This is a genomic window from Allorhizobium paknamense (genome assembly GCF_030815125.1).
In the GTDB taxonomy this organism is placed as follows: Bacteria; Pseudomonadota; Alphaproteobacteria; order Rhizobiales; family Rhizobiaceae; genus Allorhizobium; species Allorhizobium paknamense.
This window is the reverse complement of record NZ_JAUSWH010000011.1, coordinates 1-12816: the sequence shown is the minus strand read 5'-3', so window position 1 is coordinate 12816 and position 12816 is coordinate 1. Positions and strand designations below refer to the sequence as shown.

At 60.6% G+C, this 12816-nt stretch carries 12 protein-coding genes; 2 read left to right on the top strand and 10 right to left on the bottom strand.

Annotated elements, in window-relative coordinates; all coding sequences use genetic code 11:
* Window positions 1–130 precede the first annotated feature (130 nt).
* The 10 genes from pyrC to QO005_RS15995 form a co-directional block, all read right to left on the bottom strand.
* The gene (gene pyrC / locus QO005_RS16040; protein WP_307159072.1) at window positions 131–1168 is read right to left on the bottom strand and encodes a dihydroorotase; all 1038 of its coding nucleotides are present in this window, start codon (window positions 1166–1168) and stop codon (window positions 131–133) included.
* A gap of 469 nt (window positions 1169–1637) precedes the next feature.
* Entirely contained in the window at window positions 1638–2732 is a 1095-nt protein-coding gene (locus QO005_RS16035) for an HD domain-containing phosphohydrolase (RefSeq protein WP_307159071.1), read from the bottom strand.
* Between the two features lie 165 nt (window positions 2733–2897).
* Window positions 2898–5165 carry an ATP-binding protein gene (locus QO005_RS16030; RefSeq protein WP_307159070.1) on the bottom strand — a complete coding sequence of 756 codons (2268 nt, stop codon included), beginning with the start codon at window positions 5163–5165 and terminating at the stop codon, window positions 2898–2900.
* Window positions 5162–5659: a putative pterin-binding protein gene (locus tag QO005_RS16025; RefSeq protein ID WP_307159069.1), complete on the bottom strand. Its 498-nt coding sequence runs from the start codon at window positions 5657–5659 to the stop codon at window positions 5162–5164. Before QO005_RS16025 ends, QO005_RS16030 begins: the two co-directional genes overlap by 4 nt.
* A gap of 4 nt (window positions 5660–5663) precedes the next feature.
* A complete protein-coding gene (locus tag QO005_RS16020) occupies window positions 5664–6056 on the bottom strand; it encodes a response regulator (protein WP_307159068.1) in 393 nt (130 codons plus the stop codon).
* Between the two features lie 542 nt (window positions 6057–6598).
* On the bottom strand, window positions 6599–7309 hold the full coding sequence (locus tag QO005_RS16015; protein WP_307159067.1) for a Crp/Fnr family transcriptional regulator: 711 nt from the start codon (window positions 7307–7309) through the stop codon (window positions 6599–6601).
* Between the two features lie 55 nt (window positions 7310–7364).
* The gene (locus QO005_RS16010) at window positions 7365–8429 is read right to left on the bottom strand and encodes a proline racemase family protein (RefSeq protein WP_307159066.1); all 1065 of its coding nucleotides are present in this window, start codon (window positions 8427–8429) and stop codon (window positions 7365–7367) included.
* A 138-nt stretch (window positions 8430–8567) separates the two neighbouring features.
* Window positions 8568–9788 carry an alpha/beta hydrolase gene (locus tag QO005_RS16005; RefSeq protein ID WP_370878090.1) on the bottom strand — a complete coding sequence of 407 codons (1221 nt, stop codon included), beginning with the start codon at window positions 9786–9788 and terminating at the stop codon, window positions 8568–8570.
* Window positions 9789–10099: 311 nt separating this feature from the next.
* Complete coding sequence (locus QO005_RS16000) at window positions 10100–10357, bottom strand: BQ00720 family protein (RefSeq protein ID WP_307159065.1); 258 nt, start codon at window positions 10355–10357, stop codon at window positions 10100–10102.
* A gap of 46 nt (window positions 10358–10403) precedes the next feature.
* Window positions 10404–10829 (bottom strand): Hsp20 family protein, encoded by a 426-nt coding sequence (locus tag QO005_RS15995; RefSeq protein ID WP_307159064.1) that lies wholly within the window; start codon window positions 10827–10829, stop codon window positions 10404–10406.
* A 222-nt stretch (window positions 10830–11051) separates the two neighbouring features.
* On the opposite strand from QO005_RS15995, the gene QO005_RS15990 reads away from it, so the two are divergent.
* Together QO005_RS15990 and QO005_RS15985 are read left to right on the top strand one after the other, a co-directional pair.
* Complete coding sequence (locus tag QO005_RS15990; RefSeq protein ID WP_307159063.1) at window positions 11052–11996, top strand: nucleoside hydrolase; 945 nt, start codon at window positions 11052–11054, stop codon at window positions 11994–11996.
* 18 nt (window positions 11997–12014) lie between these two features.
* Window positions 12015–12725 (top strand): pyrimidine 5'-nucleotidase, encoded by a 711-nt coding sequence (locus QO005_RS15985; RefSeq protein WP_307159062.1) that lies wholly within the window; start codon window positions 12015–12017, stop codon window positions 12723–12725.
* The last annotated feature ends 91 nt before the right edge of the window (window positions 12726–12816 follow it).

The following is a 12816-nucleotide window of genomic DNA, read 5'->3' as shown; positions in this document are numbered from 1 at the left end:
GGTCTTATACGAAGTGTCATTGAAGATGACACTTCGTATTCCCTTTTCGAATATCTCAAGCATCTGACGCAGTTGAGATATTCGAAATCCTTTCAAGGCCAGGATGCGTTAGCATCTTCGAGCCTTGGTATTATTCGACTGCCCAATGCAGCGGGAACATCGGATCGAACACCGTCACCGGTCCGGCACCGGTATCGATCTTTTCCGGGTAGGCCACCGGCTCCTCGCGCTTTGTCAGGGTGATGGTCTCGTCATTCGGCTGAAGCCCGTACCATGCGGGACCGTTGAGCGAGGCGAAGGCCTCGAGCTTGTCCAGCGCGCCTTCCTCCTCAAAGACATGGGCAAGGCAGCTCATCGTGTTGATCGAGGTGTAGATACCCGCGCAGCCGCAGGCGCATTCCTTCAACGGATCGACATGAGGAGCCGAATCGGTGCCGAGGAAGAAGCGGCTGTCGCCGGATACGGCGGCGGCCCTGAGCGCCAGACGATGGCTCTCGCGCTTTGCCACCGGCAGGCAGTAATAATGCGGTTTGATGCCGCCGACCAGAATGGCGTTACGGTTGATGATCAGGTGATGGGTGGTCAGCGATCCGGCGAGATTCTTGTCCGCAGCGCGGATATAGTCGATGCCGTCGCTGGTCGTCACATGCTCCATGGTGATCTTCAACTCCGGCAGACGGCGGCGCAGGGGATCCAGCACGGTGTCGATGAACACGGCCTCGCGGTCGAAAATATCGACCTCCGGCGTCGTCACCTCGCCATGAACGCAGAGATTGAGACCGATCTTCGCCATGCGCTCCAGCACCGGCATGGCCTTGTCGATGTCGCGCACGCCACCATGGGAATTGGTGGTGGCCCCCGCCGGGTAAAGCTTGACGGCATGGATCAGCCCGCTCTCCTTGCCGCGCTCCACATCGTCCGGATCGGTCTGTTCCGTGAGATAGAGCGTCATCAGCGGCTCGAAGCGATGGCCTTGCGGCAGGGCATCGAGAATGCGGCTACGATAATCCTCGGCGTCAGCCGTGGTCACCACCGGCGGCACGAGATTGGGCATGATGATGGCGCGGGCAAAGTGGCGGCTGCTATCGCCGATCACGCCTCGAAGCATCAATCCGTCTCGCAAATGCAGGTGCCAGTCATCAGGGCGGCGGATGGTCAACGAGCGCATGGGGCCTCCAATCATGCCAGAGCATTTCCAGGAAAAGCGGGAACCGGTTTTCCGTCTGGAAATGCGTGAAGCAAAAAGTTGCTGCATTTCCAGGAAAAGCGGGTCCCGGTTTTCCGTCCAGAAATGCGTCAAAACAGAAGTTTAGCAGGCGGCGCCATGCTCTTTGCTCCTGCATTTCAGGCGAAAAACCGTGAGGGTACTTTTCCTGAAAATGCTTTGGCCTAAAAACTGCCGCTGAACCTGCGAAAACAGGATGACCAGGCGTGGCAGCAAGCCGGATGCTTGAAGCGCATCCCGATCCCGCCGTCGATACCATGTTTCGCCCGGGAGACAAGAGCTTTGTTTGCTGCTTAACGCATTTCCAGGAAAAGTGGGCCCCGGTTTTCCGTCAGGAAATGCGTAAAACAAAGAATGGAAGCATTTCCAGGAAAAGTGGGCCCCGGTTTTCCGTCAGGAAATGCTTCAGGAGTTATCCCGCCGCCAGCCGCCGTCCCGGCTCCAGCGCCGCCTTCTGGGCGGCCAGTTCGGCCTGTTCACGCCGGTCTGCCTCCATGATCTCCCGGATCACCGGCAGCGCCCTTTCAAAGGCCTCGACGCAGGCGGGGTCGAACTGGGTGCCGGAGCGGCCGAGGATATGCTCCACCGTCCGTTCATAGGACCAGGCGGGCTTATAGGGCCGTTCGGTGGTCAGGGCGTCGAAATTGTCGGCAATGCAGACAATGCGGCCCGACAGCGGAATGGCATCGCCTGCCAGCCGGTTCGGGTAGCCCTGTCCATCCCAGCGCTCATGATGGCTCACCGCGATTTCGGAGGCCAGCTGCAGCAGCGAGGAATGGGATTTCGCCAGGATCTCGCTGCCGATCTGCGCATGCGATTGCATTTCCCGATATTCGGATTCGGTGAGCTTGCCCTGTTTCAGCATCACCGTATCCGGCATGGCGACCTTGCCAATGTCATGCATGGGCGCTGCAAGCTTGAGATCGATGCAGACCTGATCCGGCAGACCAAGTTCACGGGCAATGGCCTCCGAATAGGCGGCCACACGCAGCGTATGCCGGGAGGTTTCAGGATCCTTGTAGCCTGCGGCCAGCGTCAGCCGCTCGATGATTTCCTGTTCGCGCAGCCGCAGTTCCGACACGGCCTTTTCGACCTCGCGCCGTAGCCATTCAGCCTGATCGGCCAATTGCCGCCGCGCCTCGGCAAGGCTGACGATGTTCTGGATGCGGGCATGGAATTCGACCGGATTGACCGGCTTGGTCAGAAAATCGATGGCCCCGGCATTGAGCGCCGCCATGCGGGTCGTCATGTCCTTGTCTGCCGTGATGAACACAACCGGCACGTCCGCGTATTTTTCGAAGCGGACGATCTCGGTGTAAAGCTCGACGCCATTATAGACCGGCATCTGGTAATCGATGATCGCCACATCGAAATCGAGATCCGGCAGGGCCGAAAGCACTTCATCCGGCGATGAAAAGGCCACGGGCTCGCAACGGTCGATCTTTTTCACCAGCCGCGTCAAAAGCTTCAAATTTGTATTGTTATCATCAACGATCAGAATACGCATGGCAACCTCCGTTGCAATCGCGCCCGCGCAAAGTCGAAAACCTTACCATCAAGCGCATCATAATAAACTATCCCAGATACATTCACCGATCTGCCCGAAGATATTCCGGGTCTTGCTTGTCACCCGGCCTTGCAGAGCGCCACCGCCCTTGCCGGACCAGCCGGTTCAGGCAACGAGTTTCATTTTCATCTCCTCGATCTGCCGGTGCAGGCGATGGATATCGGTGACCGTCGGCTGGCTTGCGCGCAGGGCATGCGCCTGGCCTGCAATATCGCTCAAGCCGACATTGATCGCCGCCCCCTTGATGGTGTGCAGCACCCGGTCGATTTCCTGGGGATTGCCACGGGCAAGCGCCCTGTTCAGCTCGCCGATCAGCATGTCGGCATCGTTGAAGAAGGATTCGATCAGCTCCTGATAGACATCCTCGCCCAGCGCCTCGACCAGTTCCTCGTAACGGGCGCTGTCCAGCCCGTTCAATTCATTCAGGTGATCCTCAAGCGTCAGAGGCTTTGCCCCGCGACCGGCCATACTCATGTCGAAAATATCCTCTTGCCCCGTATGGGGTTCATCGCCCGCTGCCGGTTCCGCTGGCGCAAACGCCAGGATCACGTCGCGCAGGCGGTCCATCGTGACCGGCTTGCTCTCAAAGCCCACCATGCCGGCGGCACGGCAGCGGCGGCGGTCGTCATCGGAGGCATTCGCCGTCATGGCAACGATCGGCGTCAGCGCCGAGGGGCCGCCTCTTGCGATGATTTCCCGCGTTGCCTCGATGCCGTCCATGATCGGCATCTGCATATCCATCAGGATCAGATCGAAGGCCTGCTCCTCGGTCATCGCCACCGCCTCAGAACCGTCATTGGCCAGCACCACGTCCTGGCCCAGCTTTTCCAGGAAGCGGCTTGCCACCTGCTGGTTGACCTTGTTGTCCTCGACCACCAGGATCTTCAGATGCGGGAAATCCTCGTCCGGCAGGCTGCGGCACCGCTTCTGGCGCACCTCGCCCTTGTCGGCGGCAATCACCGGCAGTTCGAACCAGAAGATGCTGCCCACGCCCACCGTGCTGCTCATGCCCAGTTCGCCGCCCAGCTTTTCGACGATCTGCTTGCAGATGGTCAGCCCCAGACCCGTGCCGCCATATTTGCGGCTGATGCTGGCATCCACCTGCGAAAACGGCTTGAACAACTTGGCAAGCCCCGCCTCGTCAATACCAATGCCGGTATCTTCCACCTCGAAGCGCAGCATCAGCGCACTGCCCCGGTAAAATTCCCTGAGGCGCAGCGTCACGAAACCGTTGCGGGTGAATTTCACCGCATTACTGAGAAGGTTGAGCAGCACCTGCCGCAGCCGCGTCGGATCGGTCCTGACGTAAAGCGCGTCCAGCGACACCGGGATATCGAGCACCAGTTCATTGCCCTGGTCGACAGCCCGGCCCTGCATGATCGCGACCGTGCCTTCCACCAGGCCGGAAATATCCACGGCCCGCTCTTCCAGTTCCAGCTTGCCGTGCTCGATCTTGGAATAGTCGAGGATCTCGTTGATCACCTCCAGCAGCGCTTCCCCGGAGGAGCGGATGGTCTTGACGCTGACCATGGCGTCGCGCGGCAGTTCGGAATATTCCAGCAGCTCCGCCATGCCGAGAATGGCGTTGAGCGGCGTGCGGATTTCATGACCCATGGTCGCCATGAACTGGGATTTCGCCCGGTTTCCGGCATCGGCGGCCTCATAGGCATCAGACAGTTCCCGCGTCACCACTTCCAGCCGCTGGCCGGCAATGCGCGCCGCCTGCAATTGGCGGCGGAGCGTCACCACCAGGAAGATCACCGACAGGAGCAGCAGCGCCAGCATGATCGCCGAGGTCCGCTCCAGCTCGATCATGGTGGCGCGGATGCCGGACCGTTCATCGGCCACATAGGTATTGGTGTAGATCAGCAGCGCCTCGGTCTTCTGAGACAGCGTGGTCAACTCGTCCGAAAGGAAGGCGATATCTGCGGTGGACGGGAGCTTGCCGGCGGCCATCGCGTCGAAGCGCGGTTGCAGCCCTGAAATGATCCGGTCAATGGCGTTCAGACTGTCGGCAACGGAGCGGTTATCGCGGAAGTAATCGCCGAAGCGGGATTCCCGCATCAGCTTGTTGCGCGAAACGAGAATGTCATAGCGCAGCGAAAGACCGGACAGTGCCTGCGCATCCGGGCTCTGCAACCGCCTGACATCCGCCAGCGTGTGATTGACCGTGCGGGCCTCACGGTCAAGCTGATAGGCCGACCACACGGCATTTTCGCGGACATCGTCATAGAGCAGGCGAAAGCGGTCTGAGACATCCTTGAACAGCAGCAGGAAAGTGACCAGCAGCACCGCAGAGAGAATGTGCAGGATCAAGGTGGTCTTGGGCTGGGGCGGGCGCCGGTCAAAGCCTGGTCGGGTTGGCAGGATCACGGAAGAACCTCGATTTCCTTGATCTGCCAGACGGAGCGGGCGAAGTATTTTTCCGTAAACAGCGCGCTGTCGAGGTCGAAGGGGTAGACCAGCATCAAGGGCCCCTTGTCGCGCACCGGCATCGGCTTGCCGTCCTGATGCGTCGCCAGCATGGTCTCCAGCCTGTCGGCATCCTCCATCGGCACCTCTGCCATGTAATCATTGAGCGCGCGCACCACCAGCACCTTGCCGGAAGCGCCTGCAGCATCCAGCACGGCGCGTAAAAGCGGGCCGGAAAAGCGTGTCTTGCCTTTGGTCCAGGGCGTTTCCATCTCGGCGGAGCGGGCAGGCAATGCCGCCAGCATCGCGAGATCGAAGACCGCCGCCGTTCCCTGATTGGGCTTGGAAACCTGACCTTTCACCGTCAGGACCACCGGCCCGGACGGCGCATCAAGCGCATGCGCCCCGGCGGTCAGGGACAGAAAGCAGAAAAGGGCAAGGAAGAGCCGGGGCATGAGCCTATGCATCCTTGTCGGAGGGGGCCGCACGGCGGCTGCGGTGATTGGCGATCAATTGCCGGAAGGCCAAGGCCTCGACCGGTTTGGTCAGGAAATCGCCGATCCCCGCCTCTCGCGCCGCCTGGCGAAGGCCCGGCTCATGATCGGCCGTGACCATGACGATCGGCACCTCGTCATAGCGGCTGAGCTGGCGAATGGCCTTGGCGAACTGCAACCCGCTCATGCCCGGCAGGATCTGGTCGATGATCAGCAGGTCGAATTGCTGGTTATGGCATTGAGCAAGCGCCTTGGCGGCATCGGCCTCCACGACGATATCCTCGTCGGCGACCTTCTTGGCCAGATGCTTCAGGATCATGGCATTGGTCGGGTTATCCTCGACGATCAGAATGCTCACCGCTTGCTCCTTCTTCGGCTCGATCCCGCGCACCTGCCACGCCGGGAAGGGAACCGATCAGATCCTCAATGATGGGTGCCGCCAAAGCATCAGGCTCCTACCCTCGCCTCATCCAAGACCTTGAAAACTCGGAGGAAAGAAGGATGATCGCCGCTTTCGCGGGTCATGACATGCTGGGCTATACCAGCGGGGCGCGCCTTGCATCATGCAGGATCGAAAGCGATCTCCGCGCCCTGGCCCGGTCGGGAGCACGTCTTCAAGACGGCATCCCGGCACCTGACAATCCCGTTTTAGCAACAAGGAACTGAGATTGACTGAAGCAGACAGTTAGAATTTTAGCGATTCCCCTGCTCAACCGCCCAGGAATGGGACGGAGTTTCGACCTTTTCAGGTCATAATACTTTTCGCCGCCCGCCTCATACCAACGGTCATTGAAAATGACCGTAGGTATTCCCTTTTCGAATGTCTCAAGCCCGTGATGCATTTGAGATATTCGAAATTCCTTCAAGGCGAGGATGCGTATGCATCTTTGAGCCTTGGTATCAGGCCAAGCCGACCTTTGAGAGCCGGCGCAGCAATTCGCGCGGTTGGCGCAGGATGATGGCATCGCTGGTGCGCTCGATCACGCCGTCCTGCAACAGCCGCGACATTTCCCGCGACACGGTTTCGCGGCTGGCGCCGATATATTCGGCAAGATCGGCATGGATAATGGGCGGCGCGATGATCCGGCGATCCTTCTGCTCATCGCAGGGCTGGGACAGTCTGAGCAGCGTATTGTAAAGACGGTGGCGCGCGTCGAGATAGGACAGTTCGCTCATGCGCTGGATGAGGCTGCGCAGCCGTCTGGCCATAACGGTCACCAGCTCCAGGCAAACTGGCGGACGCTCCGCGACGATCTGGCGAAACAGCGCCTGCGGCATCATCAACAATTGCGCTTCCGTGGAAGACATCAGACAGGCGGCATAGGTATGGCCATCCAGCGCCGAAAGATCACCGACCACCTGGCCTGGTGGAAATTCCTCCAGGAACAATTCCTTCCTGTCGCCCAGCCGCACGGTCAGCCGCAGCGACCCCTCAAGGCTGAAGAACACATGGGTGCCCTCGCCATTATAATCGAAAAGCACGGTTCCGGGGGCCACCTGGGTTTGCAGACATTGGCGAGACCAGCGCAGATCGTCCTCTTCGGACAGAGACCGAAAAATCGCTGCCCTGCTGAGGACCGGTTCCCGAACTGCGCTCAATGCGTCTGCCATTCACGCTCCATCTTGATCCGCAGGCGTCCTTCTCAACGGGGAACACCGCGAGACGCTATTTCTCGTCCGCAGGATGCACATCGGCAAGACCAGCCAGGGACGCCCCCCAGACATCGGTCAATGCAAATCCTGCCTGCAACGGGTCGAAGGCGTCAAGTGCAAGTTGATGCAGACCAAAGGTGAAGCCGCGTCCGCGAATGGTGGGAATGACGGCAGGCCGCCCGGCCACGGTGGCAAGGCCGGACAGGCCGACCTCGAATTGCGATCCGATGATCGAGCGCGACAGGAAACGCTCGCCGGGCTTCACCCGTCCGCGGGCATGCAGCACCGCAAGATTGGCGGAATTGCCGGTGCCGCAGGGCGAACGGTCCACGCGGCCTGGCCACATGGTGGTGCAGGTGCGCACCGCGCCATCGGGATCGACATCGCGGAACATCACATAGGCCACGCCGGAAATTTCCGGAATTTCGGGATGCACGACCGTGAAGCGCCGGTTGATCGCCTCCTTCAGCACCATGCCGGCCTCCACCAGACGGCGCGCATTGTTGGGCTCGATGGTCAGGCCCAGTTGCGGCACATCCACCAGCGCATAGAAAATGCCGCCATAGGCCAGATCGAACCGGATCTTGCCCCACTCGGCCGTGTCGATGTCCATATCCAGCGCATGCACGAAGGAGGGAACCATGGTGAGTTCCACGCTTTCGCAATGGCCGTCATGGCAGGTGGCGCGGGCGCGCACCAGCCCCGCCGCCGTTTCCAGCACGATCACGGTTTCGGGCTCGGTCATTTCCACCATGCCGCTTTCCAGCAGCGCCGTGGTCACGCAAATCGAATTTGAGCCGGAACTGGCATGGGCCTGATCGGGCTGAAGGATGATAAACGCGGCATCCGCCTCCGGATGCTTTGGCGGCAGCAGCAGGTTGACCGAGCCGATCGGCGCGCCGCGCGGCTCCAGAACCAGGAAATGCCGCAGCTCCCGCCCCTTGGGATCGCTGTTCAGCCAGGCCAGTTGCTCGGCCACCGTGGCGCCGGGAATTTTCGGCACGCCGCCGGTCGCCACCTTGCCGATTTCTCCCTCGCAGTGCACGTCCAGCACCTGCATCATACGTTTCCATCTCATGGCAAGGCTCTCCCGTAACAGCCATCGGCGACGCCAGAAAAGCCCCACCGTGATATATCAGAAGAGCATAGCCATGCGAAAGCAAAGCCTCAAGAGCATTGTTGCAGAAACTTGAATGGCCAGCCGGCATTATCGATGTCAGCGCGGCACCGTATCGCCCACCGCGCCGACTGTGGAGCCCGCGCTCTCGCCCAGTTGACGCCATTGCTGGCTGTAATTGCGCCGCGTGCGGGGATCGAAAATGGTGATCGGGGCACTGATGACCGTGCTGGCCGCCTGCCCGACGGTATTGGTGGCGCCGATCGTGACGGCACCCAGCGCCTCCCCGAAACCGACATTGGAATCGGTCACCGTCTGCCCGGCAATCAGCCGGTCGCCGATCAGCCGCACCACGTCCGGGCTTGCCGCAAATTTGCCGTGGTTGAGCTGGTCGCCAGCCTTCAGCTTGGTCAGGTCCAGCACGGTAATCCCGGCCATTTCCAGCCGGGAGCGATAGGGCTCCTTGGTGGGATCGATCTGCCCCAGCCGGTCGACATTGCCGGAAATGCGCTTGGAAATGCTGAGCGCCCGGTCATCCTGCGAAACGAACAGCGTGAAATGCGGCGGACGCGGCCCCAGCGCCATCATCTGCCGTCCGAAGACATCGACGTCAAGATCCGGCGAGGCGAGGATGACATTGGCGATCTTCGGGTCGACACGGCCGCGGCGGATGGCCATCTGGCGCAAAGATTCGACCGCAAGCCACGACCCCATGGAATGGGCCATGACCGTTACTTCCGAGACCTGGGGATCGCGCACGATGCGGGTCAGCATGTCTTCCAGCGCATCGCGGGAATAATTGGTGCTTTCCTTGTCGTAATTATAGTCGAAAATGCTGGCGCGCGAGGGCCAGGTGAAGATCACCGGCACGACATCGGCGCGGGAATCATGCACGATCTGCGCAAAGCGATAGACCGAATCCTCATAGGTGTTATTGAAGCCGTGCACGAAGACCAGCACGCGCCTCTTGCCCGGCAGATGGGCGTGCAGCCAGGCATGGCCATCGGCTTCGTTCAGGATCGGTTTGACGGAAACGGTGGTGAAATCCTTGGCGGGATTGGGCGGCAGCTTTTTCGGCCACTGCACCTCGCCGATCTTGCGATTGGCATCGGGCGGGATGGAGACGGTTACGGCATCCACCATCAGGCCGGATCCGCGCTCACCGGTAAACAGGATCGCCTTGTCATCGGCCGGAGCCCGCGTCGTGGCCGCCAGCATCTGCACTTCTGTACCCGGCAAGGGTGTGGAAAGCTTGACTGGCTGCATCACGCCCTGCACCCGGGTGGCGCAGCCGGCGATGACAACCAGCACCATGATCATGCCGATGACCGACGGCAGGCGCTGGCGAAAGGCGCGCCTTTCTGCAAAAGCCATTGTCGGGACGTGCAGCGATTTCATCATCATCGATCATCCATGCAGGCCCGGAGGCGTCAATCGAGGTGTTGAAATCGCTTTACCGTCATCACGCCGCAAAGGCCAGAGACAATCGCCCTGCCTAATTTAGACGCTTCAAATTACGCCTTACAGCTCCGTGCGTTTTATCAATCGCACGGAGCTGTAACACTTTAAAGCTGCTGCATAATTTTATCCTTAAATCGATTCCGATTTAAGGAATTATGCAGGAGCAAGGATCAGTGCAAGCTGACTGTGCGCAACTCGTCTTCCGCCGCCTTGAAGAAAGTGGAAGAGCGGTTGTCGGTCAACAGAATGGGCGTACCGTCAGCGGCGAACAGGGCCCAGAGATCGGCGCGCGGATCGATGTCCGGCGCATCGGGAAAGCATCGCGAGACCTCGTCCACCCGCATCTTGCGGATGTAAGCCAGTTCCCCGGAGCCGAGGTGGGCAAATTCGGATTGCGTGAGACGCGGGGTGGCTTCTTTGATCAACATGTCCGTTCTCCTTCAGTGAGGGAGCGGCGGATACTCCGCCATGGTCCTACTCTGAGGCGGAAATGTTAATTTTTCTCACCATTTCCTGAAGCTCGGGCCGAATGAGCTCGATCACCAGCAATCCGTTGCGCAGCGCCGCCCCCGCCACATCCATGCCGTCGGCCATGACGAAGACACGCTGGAATTGCCGGGCCGCAATGCCACGGAAGAGATATTCCGCCTCGGGGCGCTCCATCTGCGAGCCGCGAATGATCAGCTGATTGCCTTCCACGGTCACATCCAGCTCATCTTCGCTGAAACCCGCCACCGCAAGGGTAATGCGCAGGCGCTGGCTGGCCGATCCCGCGCGGCGCACCAGTTCGATATTATAGGGCGGATAGCCGTCATTGGCGCGGGCAAGCTGGGCGATCAGGGCTTCTGTCAGATCGAACCCCAAAAGAAGCGGGGTGGAAACGGTCTTGGGTCGGCGCATTCTTTCCTCGGCATGACAAACTGGCCCCTTCGGGCGTCACGCATCAGGATATGGTGAGCCTGCCCGGATGGTGCAAGCGCTTGACAAGCAGGGAGCAAGCCGTTCATCAAGCGCGTCTGCCGGGAGGGAGGACATCGGCCCTCCCGGGCGCAGCGACGAAAACCACCATCGGACACCGGCAGGCTCAAGACGACCCTGCCACAGGCGAGCAGGACATCCTTCATGGCACAGCCCCGCAAGATCATCATCGATACCGATCCCGGCCAGGACGATGCAGCCGCCATCATGCTGGCGCTGGGCAGCCCGGACGAGGTGGAGGTTCTGGGGCTGACGGTGGTGGCGGGCAATGTGCCGCTGACCATGACCAGCCGCAATGCCCGTATCGTCTGCGAGCTTTCGGGACGTCCCGACCTGCCGGTCTATGAAGGCGCGCTGAAGCCGCTGGAGCGACCGCAGGTGACGGCAGAGCACGTGCATGGCAAGACCGGCCTCGATGGCGCGGTGGTCGATGAGCCGACGATGACGGTGCGCGACCAGCATGCGGTGGATTTCATCATCGAGACCATCCGCCGCGAAGAGCCGGGCACCGTCACGCTCTGCACGTTGGGCCCGCAGACCAATATCGCGCTTGCCCTGCAAAAGGCGCCGGACATAGCGCCGCGCGTGCGCGAACTGGTGATGATGGGCGGCGGCTTTTCCGAAGGCGGCAACATCACGCCCGCCGCTGAATTCAACATCTATGTCGATCCGCAGGCCTCGAAAATCGTCTTCGGTTCGGGCATTCCGATCGTGATGATGCCGCTCGATGTCACCCATCAGTTGATGACCACCAAGGCGCGCGTTGCCCGCATCGGTGCCATCGGCACCCGCCCCGCACAGGTCATGGTGGAATGGCTGCAATTCTTCGAACGCTTCGACATCGAGAAATACGGTTCGGACGGCGGCCCGCTGCATGATCCGACCGTGATCGCCTATCTCGTCAAGCCGGAGCTGTTTGCCGGCCGCCATTGCAATGTCGAGATCGAAACGGAATCGGATCTGACCGTCGGCATGACGGTGGTGGATTGGTGGCGCGTCAGCGGCCGCAAGCCCAATGCCATGGTGATGCGCACGGTCGATGCGGACGGCTTCTTCGCCCTGCTGACCGAACGCCTCGCCCGCCTTTGAGAGAGATCGAGGTCGACCATGACGCTTCCCGCCTCCCATGCCGATCCGCGCGATTTCGCGCATGTGCGCGACTGGGTCTTCGACCTCGATAACACGCTCTACCCGCATCACATCAATCTCTTCGACCAGATCGACCGCAACATGACGGCCTATGTCGCCACCCTGTTGCAGATGGAGCCGGAAGAAGCGCGCCTGCTGCAGAAGCGCTACTACCATGACCATGGCACCACGCTGGCCGGGCTGATGCTGCATCATGGCGCAGATCCGAACGACTTTCTCGAAAAGGCCCATGCCATCGACTATTCGCTGCTCTTGCCGGACGAGGCGCTGGGCGCGGCGATCAAGGCCCTGCCCGGCCGCAAGTTCATCTTTACCAACGGCACCGTCGCCCATGCCGAAGCCGCCGCCCGGGCGCTGGGCATTCTCGACCATTTCGATGAGATCTTCGATATCGTCGCGGCGGATTATGTGCCCAAGCCCGCCAGCGCCACCTATGACAAGTTCCACAGCCTCAACCGGATCGATACCGCCCATGCGGCGATGTTCGAGGATCTGCCGCGCAATCTTGTCGTGCCGAAGGCGCTGGGCATGAAGACCGTGCTGATCGTGCCGCGCAATCTGGAAGAGGTGGTTCTGGAACAGTGGGAGCGGCTGGAAAGCACCGAGGGGCACGCGCATGTCGATTACGCCACCGACGATCTCACCGCCTTCCTGAGGGGCCTGATCTAGGGTGTGTGGACAATTAGGATTCCCTTTCTGCTGAGATTGTGATTCAAACTTCCAACCGAGGAGGTTTGAATGGACACGAGCAGATTTGTTC